The 18,499-nt window shown below is 65.1% G+C and carries 15 protein-coding genes; 6 read left to right on the forward strand and 9 right to left on the reverse strand.

Going from position 1 to position 18,499, the window contains the following annotated elements; genetic code table 11:
• Window positions 1-547: 547 nt before the first annotated feature.
• A complete protein-coding gene (locus Spa11_RS11835) occupies window positions 548-2,689 on the reverse strand; it encodes a sigma 54-interacting transcriptional regulator (RefSeq protein ID WP_145112454.1) in 2,142 nt (713 codons plus the stop codon).
• A gap of 363 nt (window positions 2,690-3,052) precedes the next feature.
• On the opposite strand from Spa11_RS11835, the gene Spa11_RS11840 reads away from it, so the two are divergent.
• Entirely contained in the window at window positions 3,053-4,423 is a 1,371-nt protein-coding gene (locus tag Spa11_RS11840; protein ID WP_197529331.1) for a DUF1598 domain-containing protein, read from the forward strand.
• A 146-nt stretch (window positions 4,424-4,569) separates the two neighbouring features.
• On the opposite strand, the gene Spa11_RS11845 is transcribed toward Spa11_RS11840, so the two are convergent.
• From Spa11_RS11845 to Spa11_RS22950, 3 genes are all read right to left on the reverse strand, one after another.
• On the reverse strand, window positions 4,570-5,202 hold the full coding sequence (locus tag Spa11_RS11845) for a 2OG-Fe(II) oxygenase (RefSeq protein ID WP_145112458.1): 633 nt from the start codon (window positions 5,200-5,202) through the stop codon (window positions 4,570-4,572).
• 33 nt (window positions 5,203-5,235) lie between these two features.
• A complete protein-coding gene (locus Spa11_RS11850) occupies window positions 5,236-6,354 on the reverse strand; it encodes a glycosyltransferase family 9 protein (protein WP_231932905.1) in 1,119 nt (372 codons plus the stop codon).
• Between the two features lie 97 nt (window positions 6,355-6,451).
• Window positions 6,452-6,823, reverse strand: a complete 372-nt coding sequence (locus Spa11_RS22950; RefSeq protein WP_197529332.1) for a hypothetical protein — start codon at window positions 6,821-6,823, stop codon at window positions 6,452-6,454.
• A gap of 105 nt (window positions 6,824-6,928) precedes the next feature.
• On the opposite strand from Spa11_RS22950, the gene Spa11_RS11860 reads away from it, so the two are divergent.
• The 5 genes from Spa11_RS11860 to Spa11_RS11880 all read left to right on the forward strand — a co-directional run bounded on the left by Spa11_RS11860 (window position 6,929) and on the right by Spa11_RS11880 (window position 13,435).
• The gene (locus Spa11_RS11860; protein ID WP_197529333.1) at window positions 6,929-7,414 is read left to right on the forward strand and encodes a DinB family protein; all 486 of its coding nucleotides are present in this window, start codon (window positions 6,929-6,931) and stop codon (window positions 7,412-7,414) included.
• A gap of 59 nt (window positions 7,415-7,473) precedes the next feature.
• A complete protein-coding gene (locus Spa11_RS11865; RefSeq protein WP_145112464.1) occupies window positions 7,474-9,195 on the forward strand; it encodes an Hsp70 family protein in 1,722 nt (573 codons plus the stop codon).
• 10 nt (window positions 9,196-9,205) lie between these two features.
• Window positions 9,206-9,949, forward strand: coding sequence for a hypothetical protein (locus Spa11_RS11870; protein WP_145112466.1), 744 nt, complete (start codon window positions 9,206-9,208; stop codon window positions 9,947-9,949).
• A gap of 66 nt (window positions 9,950-10,015) precedes the next feature.
• Window positions 10,016-11,674 (forward strand): J domain-containing protein, encoded by a 1,659-nt coding sequence (locus Spa11_RS11875; protein ID WP_145112468.1) that lies wholly within the window; start codon window positions 10,016-10,018, stop codon window positions 11,672-11,674.
• Between the two features lie 309 nt (window positions 11,675-11,983).
• The gene (locus Spa11_RS11880) at window positions 11,984-13,435 is read left to right on the forward strand and encodes a sodium:solute symporter family protein (RefSeq protein ID WP_145112470.1); all 1,452 of its coding nucleotides are present in this window, start codon (window positions 11,984-11,986) and stop codon (window positions 13,433-13,435) included.
• Window positions 13,436-13,597: 162 nt separating this feature from the next.
• On the opposite strand, the gene Spa11_RS11885 is transcribed toward Spa11_RS11880, so the two are convergent.
• The 5 genes from Spa11_RS11885 to sucC form a co-directional block, all read right to left on the reverse strand.
• Complete coding sequence (locus Spa11_RS11885) at window positions 13,598-14,254, reverse strand: hypothetical protein (RefSeq protein WP_145112471.1); 657 nt, start codon at window positions 14,252-14,254, stop codon at window positions 13,598-13,600.
• A gap of 32 nt (window positions 14,255-14,286) precedes the next feature.
• Window positions 14,287-15,096 (reverse strand): hypothetical protein, encoded by an 810-nt coding sequence (locus Spa11_RS11890; RefSeq protein WP_145112473.1) that lies wholly within the window; start codon window positions 15,094-15,096, stop codon window positions 14,287-14,289.
• 193 nt (window positions 15,097-15,289) lie between these two features.
• A complete protein-coding gene (locus Spa11_RS11895) occupies window positions 15,290-15,796 on the reverse strand; it encodes a DinB family protein (RefSeq protein WP_145112476.1) in 507 nt (168 codons plus the stop codon).
• Window positions 15,797-16,249: 453 nt separating this feature from the next.
• Entirely contained in the window at window positions 16,250-17,137 is an 888-nt protein-coding gene (sucD, locus tag Spa11_RS11900) for a succinate--CoA ligase subunit alpha (protein WP_145112486.1), read from the reverse strand.
• Window positions 17,138-17,301: 164 nt separating this feature from the next.
• The gene (sucC, locus tag Spa11_RS11905) at window positions 17,302-18,489 is read right to left on the reverse strand and encodes an ADP-forming succinate--CoA ligase subunit beta (RefSeq protein WP_145112488.1); all 1,188 of its coding nucleotides are present in this window, start codon (window positions 18,487-18,489) and stop codon (window positions 17,302-17,304) included.
• Window positions 18,490-18,499 lie beyond the last annotated feature (10 nt).

Genomic DNA, 18,499 nt, shown 5'->3' on the forward strand with positions numbered 1-18,499 from the left:
GCGATGATCGATGCAGATGCATTAGTCGGTGGCTCGTGAACAATGTTGGAAACAGAGTAGCAGCAGCCATCCACATTAGATCGGGGCCCGTAGGATTTGTAGAGTGGCGATGCCAGGAAAGAATGGGGGCCGCACATCGTTGATGGACGCATCCGCCTCGCTAAGGGGAGTCACGGTCTCGTGACGATGTCAAGCCCCGTTCAGTCCAATGCAAATAGGCCGGTCCCTATTGTTCTGGTGTTGGCCCCTCTGACCGCAGCTTCGCCCCCTCAAGCGCGAAGTGGTGAGGCTCACCTCTGCGGCTTCGACGACGTGCGAACTGCGGCCAGCTGCATCGACCTCGCGAACTTCGGACTCCGGCTAACTCGCTGAGGTCGTTCGTCAGCGACGCCACCTCGGTCAGCCCAGTTTGCGGTCGATATGACTGCCCGAGCCGATGGTGGCCGGCCCAGAAGCTACCGTTTCCTTCGATCTCGGCAGTCGATTGAACCTGCCCAGGACCGACCCATCCGGGCTGTATTCAAATCCGCACAATCGGCGGCCACGGCTAACCGCCCGACGGCGCCTTCGTGCGCTTCAACTCGTACCGCCGGATCTTGCGGTCGAGCGTTGAGCGTTCGATGCCGAGGATGCTGGCCGAGCGGCTCTTGTTCCAGCCCGTGCTCTTGAGCGTCGCCAGGATGTGGCGGCGTTCGATTTCCTCCAGCGGCAGCGGCTCGTAGTGGCCGACCTTGCCCGGCGGCGTCTCGGCCTCGGTGTCGCCGCTGGTCTTGAGCGTCGAGAGCACGAGGTCGTCGACGTCGATCACGTCGCCGCGCGAGAGGACGACGGCCCGCTCGATGACGTTCTTCATCTCACGCACGTTGCCGGGCCAGCGGTAGCTGAGCATCGCGTCGACCGCGCGGCTGGAGAAGCCGGTGAGTCGCCGGCCGGTCTCGGTGTTGAAGCGGTCGAGGAAGAACTGCGCGAGCACGGGGATGTCATCTGGCCGCTTGCGGAGCGGCGGCACAACGATCTCCAGCACATGCAGCCGGAAGTAGAGGTCGCGGCGGAAGAGGCCCTCGGCGACCTGCTGTTCGAGGTCGCGGTTGGTGGCGGCGATGACGCGGACGTCGACCGTGATCGCCTTGTTGCCGCCGACACGCTCGAAGGCGTGGCCCTCGAGGACACGCAGGAACTTGGCCTGGATCGACGGGCTCATCTCGCCGATCTCGTCGAGCATCAGCGTGCCGGAGTGCGCGGCCTCGAACTTGCCGACCTTGCGATCGGTGGCGCCGGTGAACGCGCCCTTCTCGTGGCCGAACAGCTCGCTCTCGAGCAGCGACTCGCTGAGCGCCGCGCAATTGAGGCACACGAACGGCCCTTTGCGCCGCGGGCTGCTGAAGTGGACGGCGCGGGCGACGAGCTCTTTGCCGACGCCGCTCTCGCCACGGATCAGCACGGTGGCCCGGCTCGGCGCGGCCCGGGCGATCTCTTGCGTGACGCGATCGATCGCCTCGCTGCGGCCGACGATCTCGCTCTCAACGCCGAGGCGTTCGCGGAGCTGTGAGTTCTCGTACTTGACCTTGTCGAGGTTCTCGGCGAGCGCGTCGCGTCGCGCGAGGTTCCGCAACGCGACGGCGACGGTGTCGGCGACGGCGAGCGTGACCTCGAGGTCGTCCGGGTCGAGGCCGTGGGCGTTGTCCGTCGAGTAGAGGTGGATCATCCCCAGCGGGCCGGCGTCGCCCCGCAGCGGCGCGCAGAGGACGCTCGTCGCCAGGATGTCGCCGCTGGAGTCGCGGGCGCCGAGCTGGCTGTCGTCCATGATGTTGCGGGCGAGGACGCCTTGCCCTTCGCGCAACACCGTTCCCGCCAAGAAGTCGGAGACGCGGTGGTAGCGGTGGAGCGAATCACTCCGCGATGAAATCTGCCGCAAGTCACCGGCCGACGCCGCGCCGTCGGTCTTCTTGCTATCGAGCAGCAAGACAGCGCCGGCGTCGGCTTGCGTGCCGTCGATGAGCCCATCGAGCGCGCGCTTCGCTAGCGATTCGACGTCCGGCTCTTTCGCGAGCTCGAACGCCAATCGGCAGAGCATGGTCGCCGCGCGGCCGACCTTCGGCGTCGAACCCACCGGCTCGATCGCGGGGTCGCTGAGACCGGGATCGAAACCCGGCTCGAGATAGCGGCTCTGGTTGCGGCGGTGGGTGATGTGGGTCGGCTCGTTGGGCAGCGGCTCGAAAACGCTTTCGGCGTCTTCGTCGAGCACGTCGCCGTCGAGAACCGCTTGTTCGAGCTCGGCCGCGATTCGACCGAGCCCCTCGGCGCCGAGGTCGGTCGAGCCGCCGATCGGCTGCGCGGCCCGCAGCACGCTGTTGGAGTCGGGGAAAGCCAGCGACAGATTGTCAACGAACGCCATGCAGGCGCTGCCGACGCGGATGATGTCGCCCGGCTGGAGTGGGTGGTCCGCCGTGACGCGGCCGCCGTTGACCGTCGTGCCGTTGCGACTCTCGAGGTCGCGGAGCACCCAACGCCCGCCGGAGGGGAAGACCTCGGCGTGGCAGCGGCTGCAGCGCTCGTCCTTGACGACGATGCGGTTGGTGGGCGCCCGGCCGATGGTGACCGTCTCGCCCGGTTGGAGCCGAAAAACGTCGGTCCACTTCGCCCCTTCGCGGATCACCAGATAGTCGGTGGTTTCGCTTTCCGAGGACATGGAGCGGGGGCCAAAGCGTTGCAGAATTGAACAACCGGCGGCTATCTCTTCTAGCGTAGTTGCCAAGGCCGCCGTTCGGCAAGGCAAACCGCCACGGAAGTTGAAGCGATCAAAGAAGTTACGGCCAAGGGGGTCACGCCGGATGGGAGAATTCTCCGAGGCGTGCAAATGACCGAAGAACCCGAACGATCGGGCGGGCGAAGCTGAGCCGCAGTGACCGAAACCATTTGATACGGCACGACTTACCAACTATTCTCGGATCACTGGGGCGGTCGTTCTCGCGCCCGCCCGACCCCACTTGAGGCAATTGCCGCCCGCGCCCCGTGGCCGATGGGCGATCACCAGCGGAGTAGAGAGACAACGATGCAACGTCGGTTCGCTAATCGTCTGGCCGGCTGGACGGCTGTTTTCGCGGTGCTTGCGGTGAGCAGCTGGACCGCTCCGGAGCTACAGGCCGGCGGCCTGATTCGCGCGCCGGCGGTCGGTGGCGTTTACATCGACGCCGAGGGCGTCGTCACCGCTCCGCCGATCGATGGCGCCGAAGCGCTCCGCGCCACGTGGCAGCAAGGCCTCGAGCCGACGCCTGCCGAGATGGAGCCGCTGACCGATCTGCGTTTTGTGTCTTTGCGGAAGCTCGACGAGCAGATCGCCGCCGCGAAGCAGGCGGGCGAACCGCTGCCAGACGCCGTGCGTTACTTGGCCGGCCTGTTGCGTGTGAAGCACGTGCTGGTCTACCCACCGAAGGACGGCCAGCCCGGCGATATCGTCCTCGCCGGACCCGCTGAGGGTTGGAAGGTCGATGCGTTGGGCAACACCGTTGGCATGACGACGGGCCGCCCGGTCCTGATGCTCGACGACCTCGTCGTCGCGCTCCGCACCGCCGAGACCTCCAACGGTCCCGGCGTAAGCTGCTCGATCGATCCGACCAAGGAAGGCTTGGCCCGCGCTCAGAAGGTGTCACGCACGCTGACGGCGGACCAAGGCCCGATGACGGCCGCCCGCCGGCTGGAGCAGGCCTTCGGTCGCCAAGTGGTGACCGTGAACGGCGTCCCCGCTTCGAGCCACTTCGCTCGTTCGCTCGTGGCCGCCGACTTCCGCATGAAGCGCCTCGCCATGGGCATGGAGCCTTCGCAAGTCGCGGGCCTGCCGAGCTATCTCGAAACGCTCAACACCCGCGCCGTGAAGGCGAACCTGCTGCCGCGTTGGTGGCTGGCCGCCGACTACGAGCCGCTGGCGCGCGACGCCGAGGGCCTCGCCTGGGAGATCCGCGGCCAGGGCGTGAAGTGCCAGGCCGAAGAGGACTTCGTCAACGACGCCGGCGAAGTGAAGCGGGGCGGCGGGCGCGGTGACACCGACGCTGGTAAGTGGGCCGCGACGATGACCGAGAAGTTCGACGAGCTCGCCGACCACGACTCGGCCTTCGGCCACGTCCGCAACGCGTTCGACCTGTCGGTCGCGGCAGCGATCATCGCGATGCACGAGCTGACCGACGTCGCCAAGCTCGACACGCCGCATCTCTCGGCCGAGTACCAGCCCGAGGAGTACAACGTGCCGAAGTACGTCGCGACACAGGCGACGTTCCTCAAGCGTGGCGGCAAGTGGGTCGTCACCGCCTCGGGCGGCGTGCAGCTCTTCCCGTGGCAGATCGCCGACGACCAAGAAGAAGTCGCCAACCTCGGCAAGCTCCGCACCGAGACCGCGTCGAAAGCGAACAAGGCGTGGTGGTGGCAGTGAGCCGTCACTGGTGAGTCTTCGGCCCTAGCCGCGGGTGGCGCAAACGTAAGTGATTGCCGCCCGATTCAAGAACAAAGCCCTGAAGGGGTGACCCTTCAGGGCTTTTTGCTTCTTGCCACGCTTTGCCCATTCAGGGCAATTGAAAGCTACGCCGCCTTGGCGAACGGGTTGAGCCGCTTCATCAGCGCCGAAAAACCGTGGCGGCGCTCGGAGCGGCGCACGGCGGCTTCGTCGACGACGTAGTTGAGTTGCAGCGCGCGGCGCACGCCCTCGAACGGCGCGTGGCCGTGCCAGGCGGTCGGGCCGTTCTTGAAGGCCACCAGCGTGCCGAACTGCGGCGACACCTCGGCGAACGCGCTGTCGAGCGACTCGCCGTTGCGGAGCAGCTTGAGGCGGCCGCCGTCGGCGTTCCACGGCTCGTTGAGGTACAGCAGGACGGTGATCAGCTTCGTCTTGCTGTCGGTGTGGATCTGTCCGTCCTTCATCCGGCAACGGCCGCGGACGGTGAGTGTCGTGGGCCGCTCGTTGAGGTCCATACGGAACCGCTCGGCGAAGACCTTGCGAACCTCTTCACCCTGCAACTCAGCGCAGAGCTGATTGAACAGCGGTCCGCCGTGCGTGGCGCTGAGCGGGAAGCTGCCGCCCTTCTTGACCTTCGGATAGTCGCCGAGCACCGCGTCGATCCGCGCGGGGTTTACCACGTCCGAGGCGATGAAGTGCTCGAACGGCTCGGTCTCGATAGGGGCGTTGCGCAGCGCAGTGAGATTGAGGAGCGACATGGTAGGGGTCCTTGAATCGAAACGGCGTTGGCGCTACGAAGCCATCGCGGCAGGGGCGTGAGGGAAAGCGTTCGCGGTGCGGTCGAGGACGCGCTGGCAGGCGGCCCAGGCGTCATCGACGGTGATCTCACGCATCGCCGAGTTGTCAGCGTTGCGTCGATCACGACGACCGCCGTCGTGGAATCGCTTGAGCACCGCCTCGTGGGGCAAGCCATAGGGCCCGCAGGCGTCGGGGTGCGTGGCGCCGAAGAGCCCCACCGTGGGCGTGCCGACGGCGACCGCCAGGTGCATCGGCCCCGTGTCACTGCTCAGCAGCAGCCGCGACTGGCGGAGCAGGGCGGCGAGTTCCGGCAACGTTGTCGGGGGCGCGAGCGTCGCCCAGCCGCCGCTCGTCGCGACGATCGTCTCGGCCCAAGTGCGTTCGTGCTGGCCGCCCCAGACCACGATTGACGGCAGGCCGCGGCGCTGGCCGAGCCGCTGGGCGATCGCGCCGAAGCGTTCCATCTCCCAGAGCTTCGAGTCCCAGGTCGCGCCGCAGTTGATGACGGCGAACGCTTCGGTCGGCGCCCACTTGGCCACCGACTGTTCCGCGCCGGGCGTACGCGGCAGGTCCCAACGCACCGGCTCGTACGCATTCGTGGCCGCCTCCATGCCAAGCGGCGCGAGTAACTCCAGGGTGCGATCGGTAAGGTGCGGGCGACGCGGCTCGACCAAGCGGTTGTTGAGCCAGGGGCTCAGCTCGCAGCCGTACTGCCCGCTGCAACCGATCCGCAGCGGCGCGCCGGAGAGCCAGCAGGCAAGCGCCGACTTGGTGATGCTCTGGCAATCGATCGCCACGTCGAAGCGCATCGGCTTCAGACGGCGACGTAGGGCGTGAACCGACTTGGGCGAGACGAACCAGCCCCGCGGCAAGACGATCGTCTCATCGATCGCGGGGTGTCCCTGGATGAAGCGAGCCGACTTCTGCTCGACGGCCCAGACGATGTACGCGCCGGGGAAGCGGTCGCGCAGTCGGCAGACGACGGGCGTGGTGAGGATCGTGTCGCCGATCGCGCTCATGCGGGCGATCAGCACGCGCGGCCGCGACGGGTCGCGCGCCCAGGTGGCAGCGGGCGAGTTGGCCGCCGTCTGTGGGGCAGAAGTCCGCGTCATCCGTGACGCTCCGGGGTGCTAGCGGCGGGCGAGTCCTTCGCCCACGGAGCCGCATGCTACCGCCGATCACCTGTTCGAGACAACAACAGTTGCGGCGCTAGCGTCGCTCGGGTCGGCGGAGCAATCCTTCGGCCCATGCCTCGAGTTGCTGGCGCCGGGTCGGCTCGTCTTCGGTAAGCAGAACCTTGGTTCCCGTTTTTCGTCCGTCGTTGAGCGAGACGCCGTACAGCAACACGGGCTCTCGGGCGTTGGGCACCTGGGCGTTGGGAGCGGCGCTCATGCGGTGTGTCTCGACGCGGAAGGTCCAGACCTGGACCCACCCGGGCCGCTCGACGGCCGCCAAATGCACGTCGCGGGTCTGCGAGGCATGGACGGCATAACCCGAACGCCGCAACTGCGCGCGGATGGCGTCAGAGAGGCTTTTGTCGCCAGTCCAGTCGCGCCAACGCTGCAAAAAGCCGTCGAACACTTGATCTACCTCGGTTTCGCGGCGTGGTGGCGGTCCTGCACGGTCGAGGGCATAATCTCCCTTCCCAACTCTACCCCGCACACGCCGCCGATCCTTCACCGCCGCATGCTCACCGCCAACGACCTGCTGTTTTCGTACCGCTGGGGCGTCGATACGTTCGCCAAGCTCGTTAGCGACGTGGCCGACAAGGACATGGCCCGCCAGCCGGTCGAGGGGATCAACCACCCGGCGTGGCTGTTGGGGCATGTCGGCACGTACCACGAGGTGATCGCGTCGCTGCTGCGGGGCGAGGCGTTCGACAACCCGTGGGACTCGCCGTGCGGCAAGAATTCGACGCCGTCGGCGGACCGGTCGCGGTACCCGTCGAAGGAGCAGCTGCTGAAACATCACGAGGCCGCGGCGGCGCTGGCCTGTCGGACCATCGAATCGGTGAAGCCGGAAGCGTGGACGCGGCCGATGGACCACCCAACGTGGGGCAAACAGTTCGCGACCGTGGCGCCGGCGGTGGTGTTCTTGGCGACGTCCCACCAGTCGCTGCACCTGGGGCAGCTCAGCGGTTGGCGCCGGGCGATGGGGCTGCCGCGTATCTGACGACCCCCACCTGAGATAAGTAGCCACCGGCCGTTTGCCTCCAGCACCCTGCGGATGCTATGTCGTTGATCGTTGGCATCGACCTGGGGACGACGAACTCGCTGTGCGCGTCCTTCCGCGACGGCAAGCCCCAACTCGTCAGCAACCCGCACGGCGACTTGCTGACGCCGTCCGTCGTCGGCGTGTTGCCGAGCGGCGAAGTCATCGTCGGCGCCGCGGCGAAAGAACTCTCGGTCCGCTACCCTGACCGCGCCGTCTCCTGCTTCAAGCGCTGGATGGGCGGCACGCACGAGGCGACGCTCGCCGGGCACAAGTTTTCGGCGGTCGAGCTGTCGAGCCTCGTGCTCAAGTCGCTGCGTGACGACGCCTCGCAGCATCTCGGCGAAGAAGTCGAGGAGGCCGTCATCACGGTGCCCGCCTACTTCAACGACCTCCAGCGGAAGGCGACCAAGGCGGCGGGCGAGCTCGCCGGCCTGCGGGTGCGACGGATCCTCAACGAGCCGACCGCGGCTGCGCTGGCGTATGGGTTCCACGATCGTGAAGCGGAGAAGCGGCTCTTGGTGGTGGACCTCGGCGGCGGCACGTTCGACGTGACGCTGATGGAGGTCTTCGAGGGGACGCTCGAGATCATCGCCACCGCCGGAGCGAGCCAGCTCGGCGGTGAGGACTTTACGTCGCGGCTGGTGGCCGAAGTCCTCAAGACCCAAGGCAAGCAGCTCGAGCTCGCCGAATTGCAATCGCCGCTGTACGTCGCCCGGTTGCGGGTCGAGTGCGAACGCGCCAAGCGCGGGCTCGGCGAGAGCGGCGACGCGTCGATCCGGTTGCCGAACGAGGACGGCACGATCGACGACGGCGCCAAAAGGGTGAGCATCGGTGGCGAAGCGTTCGAGAAATCAACCGCGGCGTTGCTCGAACGGATCGCGGGGCCGATCGACCGTGTGCTGCGTGACGGCAGGTCGAAAGCCGACGATGTGGACGACGTGATCCTTGTCGGCGGCGCCACGCGGATGCCCGTGCTGCAAAAGCTCGTCGAAGAACGATTTGGTCGGCCGCCGCAGGCGCGTTTCGACCCCGATCAAGTGGTCGCCCTGGGCGCCGCGGTGCAGGCGGCGTTGATCGCTGATGACCGTGCGGTCGAAGACATGGTGATGACGGACGTCTGCCCGTTCACCTTGGGCGTCGATACGGCGAAGCACTTCGGCGCCGAGCACAGGTCCGGTTACTTCACGCCGATCATCGACCGCAACACGACGGTGCCCGTATCAAGAGAACAAGCCTTCTACACCCTGCGACACAACCAGCGGCAAGTGCGCTTCGCCGTGTACCAGGGGGAGCACCGACGTGTCGAGAAGAACCTGAAGCTGGGAGAACTGGTTGTCACCGAGGTTCCTCCCGGACCGCCCGGACAAGCGGTCTTTGTCCGCTTTACTTACGACATCAACGGCATTCTGGAAGTCGAGGGATACGCCGCGGGCCGCGAGGAGCACAAAGTCGCAGTCGTCCTCACGCAGCACGCATCCGCCATGGACGCCGAAGAAATCGCCGCAGCGGTCGCGCGGATGAAAGAGCTCAAGTACTACCCGCGCGACGACCAAGAGAGCCAGCGATTGCTGCGTGCGGCCGAGCGGTTCGTCGCCGAGGTCAGCCCGCTGCAGCGCGAGCAGCTGGAAAGCGCGATCGATGCGTTTGAGGCGGCGCTCGCCGAGGCGGATCGCGACTTGGTCCAGTCGGCGCGGATGACGCTCGAGCACGTGCTGTCGGCCCTTGGTTACGAGGCGTAAGGAGCGTCGAGTGAGCACCACGCCGCCAAAAGACGCCGCCGTCGCCCACGTCGCGCGCTGCCTCCGACTCAACCCGATGTGGCAGGCCGACGGGGTGCTGGCGTCGCGGGCCGAACTCCACGGCGTCGACGCCGCGAAGCTGAATCCCTACCAAGCCGCCCTCGACGAGAGCGCCCGCAAGCAGGCTTTGCGCAACAAGGTCTACGCCCTGCGTGACGAAGTCTGGGAGGCGCCGATCGAAGAAATCCGCAAGAAGCTTAATCGCTTGCGGCTGGAGGGCGAACCGGAACTCGCCAAGCTTGCGGTTCGCTTGAGAGTGATTGTCGATGCGCGCGAGGAACTGCCGCGATTGACTCAGCACCGCGATTTCAATGACGACTTCTTCGAGTGCTTCAAGCAGGTGCTCACCGGGAGCGTGCGGCAGAGCGCGGAGATGCGGGAGCGTGTGGCGGCGTCGTTTCAAGATCGGAGGCTGAAGAAACGCGGCGTTAGGATGGTCACGCTCTTGCAGCGGGAGCATCCAGAGCTAGCAGCTCTAGAATACGAATGGCTTGATTACATTATCCGCCACCATGCCGGCTATTGGAATGAAGCACACTATGTGATGACTAAGAATGTCGATATCGGTGAATATTACTGGCAGCCGCACTGGGCGATCGTCCTTCTGATTTGGTTCACCTCTCCCGTCGGCGGTACAGTGTGGATTGCCGTCTCGGCTGTCATTTGCGTTAAACGACTAGTGAAGGCAAAGTAAGATTTGGCCTCTCCAAGCCCAGGCGATTCAACGATTCCCGACTGGTCGCGATTACCGCACGACCCCGTGGGCTTTTTTGAACTTGCGGCGGGGTTTGATCGCAAGGACCTCAAACGCAGCTACAACCTGTTGCTGAGGGTCTACAAGCCCGAGAAGCACCCGGCCGAGTTCCAACAGATCCGGGCGGCGTACGAGGACCTTGAAAGGCGTCTTCGCTACGGCGACGCTCGCGAGGCGGCCGGCGAAGCCAATTGGAATGCTGGTGACAAGTCGCCCTCCCTCCCGCAAGGGGAAGCCGCGGAAGCGAAGGAGCCATCGGCGCCCGATGCGATTGATTTAGAGTCGCTGGCGAATCGCTTGGAGTCGGGCGACGAAACTTTGCGGTCTGCCTACGACGAACTCGCTAAGAAGCGACGGAAAACGCCGCCCGACTACTACGCGCTCGCGCTGATTGGCGACGCGGTTGGACCTCCCGAAGAGCAGCTCTTTCTGCGATGGACGCTTGACGGACTGACTTCGTGGCCGGGCGACTCGGCGTTGTCGCAGCTGGTTTATGGTTACCTGCGCGGGCAGGCGCCGATCGATTCGATCCCGGCGCTGTTGTTGATGATCAGCAAGGCGGTCTCGAACGATGGCTACTATCGGCTGACCGAAGGGGCGTGGGAACGATTATTGCGTGAGCGACCGTATTCTGTCTTCGTTCAAACCTTGGAGACATGCGAAGCCAATGTGGCGGAGGGCGCCGGCAGCGACCCAACGATTGGTGGGCGTGTCGCCTTCTACCTGTTCGCGCTGCGGCACGCGCTATGGAAGGACGCCGGCGACTGGAAGGACCGGGCGCTGGAGTTCGTCGAAGAGCACTTCGACCAGATGCCCGAGCACCTCGTCAACGACCTCGACGGCCTGATGATCCTGCGCGAGTACCTGGCGCACCGGGCCGAGTTCGTCGCCGCCCACCCGCTGCGGGCGCGGCTCGACGCGGTGCTCGAGGCGGCCTACACGCACGATCAGATCGAGGTCGATCGGATGATGGCGGAATGCCAGCGCGAGGTGTTGGCGTCGCCCGAAACGGTCGCCGAGGCGTTCCCCGTCATGGAATCACCGGCCTGCCAAGCGTTCTATCCGTTGTGGGCTTGGGTCTCGCACGAAATTGCTGCCCGAGTATCGCCGCCACATGAGGAGGCAATTGACTTGGCGTTATGGAAGGGGCGCGTCATTGACCTGCTTTCCAAGAGCAAAGCGAAGATGGGATGGCACTCGGCCGTGCTTCCCTGCGCGCAGTTTTGTCGCGGCGTCGCGATGGTGGCTGGCGTTATCGTTGTGGCGGTGCTTGTGTTCGCACTCTGTTTCATACCGGTGCTCTATCTCTCGATGAACGAGTACGGCGAAGTTCCGCCAGAGACTTTCATGTATGGGCCTCTGCTTTCGATCATACCGACCCTTATCGCCTGTATCGGCTATTGGAAGCGATTCCCGCGACTCTTCGATCGCCGAGTGTTACAACCCCTTGGCGTCCGGGTGGCGGAACATTGTTATCGCCGTGTTTGGCGACCCCTGACGTTCGATTTCATGCGGCGGTCGGTGCTCGATTTCTTCACCTTCCGCGAGTTCGTAACTCAAGCCGCGGCCGAAGCTCCTCCTGATGAGCGTGGCTGGATATGTCACTACGTCCAGCAGGATTTTGGGTTGGCCGTGTACTCAATCGCACAGCGGTATCGAGAGTAGTTGATAGAACCGTACCGTGAGAAACCAGGGAGGACACGGATAGCACGGATGACAGGTGCGACCCAATCCATGCTATCCGTGTTATCCGTGGTTAGCCAAAGTGGCGAAAGGTGGGTATCGCCTTCCCCGCTGAGCCAAGCACAACGGTGGCGGCCCAGGAGGCGGCCGGGGGGTGGCTAAAAGTGGAGGCGACTTCGGTGCGCCGATAAGTTAAAATACGCCCGTTGTCCGCGGCCTGCGGACCGAGCGGACCTGCCACGTTTCTCACCACGCCCGTACGGCGCACGAAGCCCCTCCGGACCCCTAGGCATGCTGCCCGCGTTTGTCGCCATTTACCTCTTGGTGTCGATCGGCATCGGTTTCATCGCCGCTCGCAAAGTCAACAACACCTCCGACTTCGCCCTGGCGGGCAAGTCGCTGCCGCTGGCCGTGGTGATCGCCACGACGTTCGCCACGTGGTTCGGCTCGGAGACCGTGCTGGGCGTCCCCGCCAAGTTCATCGAGGGGGGCCTCGGCGCCACGCTCGAGGACCCCTGGTGCACGTCGATGGCGCTGGTGATCGTCGGTGCGTTCTTGGCCCGCAAGCTGTATCCGATGCCGCTGCTGACGATCGGCGACTTCTACCGCCAGCGGTTCAGCCGGGCGATCGAGCTGCTCGCGTCGATCACGATCTGCATCTCGTACATCGGCTGGGTGGCGGCCCAGGTGACGGCGCTCGGCCTGGTGTTCTCCGAACTGATGGGGGACACGATGAACCAGACCCAGGGGATGATCGTCGGCACGGTCGTCGTGCTGATTTACACGGTGCTGGGCGGCATGTGGTCGGTCGCGCTGACCGACTTTGTGCAGATGGGGCTGATTGTCATCGGCCTGCTCGCGATCGCCTGGAACGCCGCGTGGCTCGCCGGCGGCGTGCAGCCGGTGGTGCAGATGGCGAGCGAGAAGGGGATGTTCACGCTCACGCCGCACGACAATTGGCACGACTTCTTTTTCTTCCTGGCGCCGTGCGTCTCGCTGCTGATCGGTTCGATCCCGCAGCAAGACGTCTTCCAACGCGTCATGGCCGCCAAGGACGTGAAAACCGCCACGCGCGGCCCGATCATCGGCGGCCTGTCGTACCTGGCGTTCGCGGCGGTGCCGGTGTTCATCGTGCTGGCCGCCTCGATCGTGATGAAGGAGGAGGGCGCCGCGATTGTCGCCGACGACACGCAGAAGCTGCTGCCGCGGTTCGTCATGGCGCACATGCCGCAGGCGATCCAGGTGCTGTTCTTCGGGGCGCTGTTGTCAGCGATCATGTCGACCGCGTCGGCAACGGTACTCGCGCCAGCGACGGTGCTGGTGCAGAACATCGTGAAGGGGCTTGTCCCGGCGATGAAGGACCGCACCGAGCTGATCCTGATGCGGGTCGCGGTGTTCGGCGTGGCGACGACGGTGCTGGGGTACGCCCTAGCGATGGAGGGGACGTCGATCTACGAGTTGGTGGCCAGCAGCTACGAAGCGACGGTCGTCGGCGCCTTCGTGCCGCTGATTGCCGGGACCTTCTGGAAGCGGGCGACGAACGTCGGCGCGCTCTGCTCGGTCATCGGCGGGTTGGCGACTTGGCTCTTCTTCTTGCTGTCATCGACGTTCATGGACGACCCGATCGGCGACAAGTTCCCCGGCGTGATCGCGGGGCTGATTGTCGCCGTCGTGGGGATGATCGCAGGGTCGCTGCTCGGCCCGGCGCCGGACCCGGAGAAGGTCGCGATCATTCCGGCTTGAGCAAGTTGGATGCACCACGACGGGCACGAAGAACACGACGGCCGGCCACGAGAATTGACGGCGCCTCGCCTCGCGAGTCGTTTTGCTCTTTGTTTCCGTCGTGGTTCTCACAGCTGTAATCTGAGCACGCAGCGAAGTGGGTCGGAATCCTGTCTTAGATAATCACTCCTCGGTGGCAATCGTGGACGGCGTGAGCGGCTGGGCAATCGGGTCGGCGGCGACGCGTTCGACGGTTTCGGCGCGGGTCTCGTTGTCGGAGTCGGTGAGTCGGACCGCCAGGTAAGAGCCGGCGCCGATCACCAGCAGGGCGCCGAGCCCCCAGAGAGCGTACGGCATCCAGCCGGCGGCGCGCTCGAACTGCTCCGCTTGGGCGGCGATCTGCGCCGCGGCGAGGCGGCTACGGCCCTCGGCTTCGCGGCCGTCGATCTGGGCCTCGCGCCGGTCACGGGGCGGGCCGTCCAGCGGTAGCGGATGCGAGGCGGGCTTCGCCGCTATCGCCGCCGGCCTTGCCGTCGTTGCCCCGGGCTTGGGCGCCTTGTCGATGGCCTTCCAGGCCTTGGCGTCCTTCACGAACGGGAGCTTCTCGACGACCTCGCCGCCCCGGGCACGCCAGTGCGTCAGTAGGTCCTCGAACGCCGGCTCGAGCCCCCGCAGCCGATCGAACGGCTCGGCCTCGAACGCAATCGCAAGCCCCCCGTCGCGGCGATGCCCCAGCGCGATGTGGTTGTTGAAGTGCTCCGCGTACCGACGCAGCGCCGCGACTTCGTCGGCGCTGGGGGTGTGGCCGATGGGGAAGACGATGTAGCGATAGGCGGACATGACGCGGCTCCCGGAAAGAGTCGCGGCTGATTCTAACGACGCAACTCCGAATCTTCGCCTGATTTCTTCGTCTTCTCACTGGGAGTTGTCACACGGCAGACGACCACCTGCCGTTTGGGCCGGTCGATGCCGTAGACGACGTTGGGGTTGGAGGGGTCCCAGCAGAAGGCTTGCCCAGTGATCGGTAGGCGAACCGTATCCACAAGCCGCAGCGTCGAACCGGCTTGTGGAAGCTTAAGCAAATAGAGTTCGGGACGGTCGTGTCCCGTTACTCCAAGCAAGGCGTCGGGGCCCCAGCCGCCGCCGGACGTGCTGTGAGGTGAGAAGCGGTCGAGAACTTCTGCCGGGAAGACCCAGCCCCCCAGCCTGCGCCAATTGCTGTCGAACTTGACGAGAGAAGTGTAGGCGTGAGACAAAGCGTGGGGATTGTCATTGACGCGTTCTGTGTAGTGCGCGAAGCCTGCCCACCACGCGCCGCCATCGGGGCTCTGCACGTCCTCTCGCCAATCGATCCAAGTCAACGAGCCTTCATAGATGCCGAAGCTATGCGACGCGACGTGCGTCATCGATCTTGTGTCGAATACCTCTACGGAACTGATTTCGGGCCAGGCCGGGAAGTTTGACTGGGCGCAGTAGAGCCGGCCGTCGCGCACGATTCCGGCGTTGAGGTGGCGGAGCGGGAGTTCTTCCGTCGCTTTCCACTCGCCAATTCGCTTGCCGCTGTGCTTCTCGTACTTCCCGATGGAGCTGTTGGCGATGGCGTAGAACGCGGCTTCCTCATCGGAGTCGGGAGCAACCGCTACGCCTTGCACGGCTTCGGGCGCGTCAAAGCGACGTAGCACTTCGGCGTCGCTTGCTAGTGCAGCAGTCGATCCGAGCGCGATGATTGCAAAGCACGCGACAATTCTCGGAGACGCTAGTAGGAGTGGATGACGTGTCATGACTCCGGCGAGTCTCACCGCAACGGCGCAGCACGTCCAGCAACTACATCAATTCTTCACGCACGGGGAATACCGACCATAGCGGCACGAGCATCTACTCGTCGCCGGAGGGGCCGTAGAGACCCGGGACGGGGATGTCGTTCAGACGCAGGTAGACCGTCATGATGCCGCGGTGGTGGATCGAGTGGTTGATCACCCAGGTGCGGACCACGCCGACCTTGGTGGAGGTGATCATCGGCTCGCCTTGGACCAGTAGCGACCAAGGCTTGGCGAAGGTCTCGTCGTCGGTCGCGGCGAGCAGCGGCTTGGCCAGCGCGACGTTGGCGTCGAACATCTCGAGGATGGCGTCGATGTCCTCGTGGGCGGGCGACGGGACGGGCTCGCCGCCGACAGGGTGGATGTCCCACTCGTCGGCCTGGATGGTTCCTTCGACCCAACTAGGGATGTTCGCCAGATGGTTGGCGACCCAGCCGATCGTGTTCGACTTCTCGTGCGCCTTCCAGGTGAGCTTGTCGGTGGGGATGCGCTCCAAGACTCGGCGGACGCCGCCCATCTCTTGTTCGAACTCGGGCAGCAGCAGCGTGGCGATCGATGTGGACATAGCGGGGCTCCGTGAGGCAGGCGACTCTGGCAACGCCGCAAGTGTACAGGCGCACCCATCTCGTGCAAGCAACTTCTCAAAGCTCAAACGCCCGACTTTGACAATCACCAAAAGAAAACCCGCCGCGTGGCGCTGGCCAAGCGGCGGGTTCGTGGTTCGGCACTGAGGCAAGAGAGAGCAGCGACTACTCGGTGCGGCTCTTCTTCTCCCGCTTCTCGATGCGCTTTTCTTTGGCCGTTTTCAGCGGCTTCTTCTGTACTTCCTTCTTAGCGCGGTCGCTACGTCCTTTGTCGCCCATGGCATTCCTTCCGGTTGATTGCTCGGCGGCCGACGCGGCTGTTCGCTGCGGACGCCGACGACATTCTACTCGTTCGGCAGTTGGGGCGAAGGGCAGGGGGCGAAATGAATCGAGCCGCTTTCTGACGGGCGAGGATCGATTCTGTGGTTGCGTGGCTACTTCCCCATCGCCCTTTTCAGCGCCGCGCCCATGTCGGCGGGGCTTTCGGCGATCTCGATTCCGGCGTCTTTCAGGGCGGCGATCTTATCGTCGGCCGTGCCTTTGCCGCCGCTGATGATCGCGCCGGCGTGGCCCATCCGCTTGCCCGGGGGGGCGGTGCGACCGGCGATGAATGCGGCGACGGGCTTGGTGACGTTCGCCTTGATGTAGGCGGCGGCTTCTTCTTCGGCTGTGCCGCCGATCTCGCCCATCATGAGGATGGCTTCGGTGGCGCCGTCGGCTTGGAACAGCGCGAGGCAATCAATGAAGTTGGTGCCGTTGACCGGGTCACCGCCGATGCCGACGCAGGTCGATTGGCCGAGGCCGAGATTCGTGAGCTGCCAGACGCCTTCGTAGGTGAGCGTGCCGGAGCGGCTGATGAGACCGACGGGGCCCTTCTTGTGGATGTAGCCCGGCATGATGCCGATCTTGCACTCTTCGGGCGTGATGACGCCGGGGCAGTTGGGGCCGATGAGACGCACCTTCTGACCGGCGGCGACGCGGGCGTCGAGTTCGCGCTTGACCCGCACCATGTCGAGGACGGGGACGCCCTCGGTGATGGCGCAGATCACTTCGATGCCGGCGTCGGCTGCTTCGAGGATCGCGTCGGCTGTGAACGGCGGCGGGACGAAGATCATCGTCGCGTTAGCGTCTTCCTTCTCGACCGCCTCGGCGACGGTGTCGAAGATCGGCTTACCGAGAATCGACTGCCCGCCCTTACCGGGCGTGACGCCGCCGACAAGCTTGGTGCCGTACTCGAGGCAGTTCTTGGAGTGGAACTCGCCGGCTTTGCCGGTGATGCCCTGGCAGATGAGGCGGGTGGACTTGTCAACTAGGATCGACATAGCGTGTGTTGGATTAACCGCGGAGTGTGCGGAGGACGCGGTGAGTTGGTAATGACGAAGCCCGAATGACGAATGACGAACTTTTGCAAAGCACTTTCGTCATTCGTGCTTCGTCATTCGTCATTCCGACGCGAGCATAGTTGGCTTGTAAGGTTCCGAATCAGTCACGCGGCAGTGGCGGCGGCGACCACCTTTTTCGCCGCGTCGGTGAGGCCTTCGGCGTTAATAATGTCGACGCCGCTCTCCGCCAGGATCTTGCGGCCCTCTTCGACTTCGGTGCCTTCGAGACGGACGACGAGCGGCACGTTGAAGCCGACTTCCTTGTAGGCCGCCAAGATCGCGTTGGCGATCGTCGTGCACTGCATGATGCCGCCGAAGATGTTGACCAGCACGGCCTTCACGTCGGGGTCGCCCAGCAGGATGCGGAACGCCTCGGTGACTTGGTCCTTGTTGGCGCCGCCGCCGACGTCGAGGAAGTTCGAGGGCTGGCCGCCGTGGAGCTTGACGATGTCCATCGTGCTCATGGCGAGGCCGGCGCCGTTAACGAGGCAGCCGATGTTGCCTTCGAGCTGCACGTAGCTGAGGCCCGCGGCTCCGGCACGGAGTTCGTTGGGGTCTTCCTCGGCCGTGTCGCGGAGCTCGGCGAGCTTGGCGTGGCGGAACATCGCGTTGTCGTCGAAGGTGATCTTGGCGTCGAGCGCCATGAGGTCGCCTGAGCCAGTTACCACCAACGGATTCACTTCGGCCAGCGAACAGTCGTTCTCGACGAAGACCTTGCAGACCGCCCGCATCAGCTTCTCGGCGGCGCGGACCGACGTGCCGCTGAGGCCGAGCTTCCAGGCCAGTTTGCGGGCTTGGTAGGACTGGAGGCCGAAGTCGGGGTCGAACTCCGCGGTGTGGATCAGGTGCGGCGTCTCGTGAGCCACCTTCTCGATGTCCATGCCGCCCTCGGTGCTGACCATCAGCACCGGCTTGCCGCAGCCGCGGTCGACGACGATGCCCAGGTAAAGCTCGCGGGCGATGTCGCAGCCGGCTTCGACGAGGACCTGCTTGACGGTCTGGCCTTCGGCGCCGGTCTGGATGGTGACGAGGTCGCCGCCGAGTAGGGCCTTGGCGACGCGGGCGGCGTCCTCGGCCGTTTTGACGAGCTCGACGCCACGCTGCTCAGTCCCCTTGATGGTCCCCTTGCCGCGGCCACCGGCGTGAACCTGGGCTTTGACGACGGCGATCGGCCCGCCGAGCTGCTTGAAGGCGGCAGCGGCTTCCTCGGGGGTCTTGGCGACGATCCCCTCGGGGACAGCAATGCCGGCTTCGCGGAAGAGCTGCTTGCCCTGGAACTCGTGGATTTTCATGACGTAACGT

It is taken from the genome of Botrimarina mediterranea (genome assembly GCF_007753265.1).
Taxonomy (GTDB): Bacteria; Planctomycetota; Planctomycetia; order Pirellulales; family Lacipirellulaceae; genus Botrimarina; species Botrimarina mediterranea.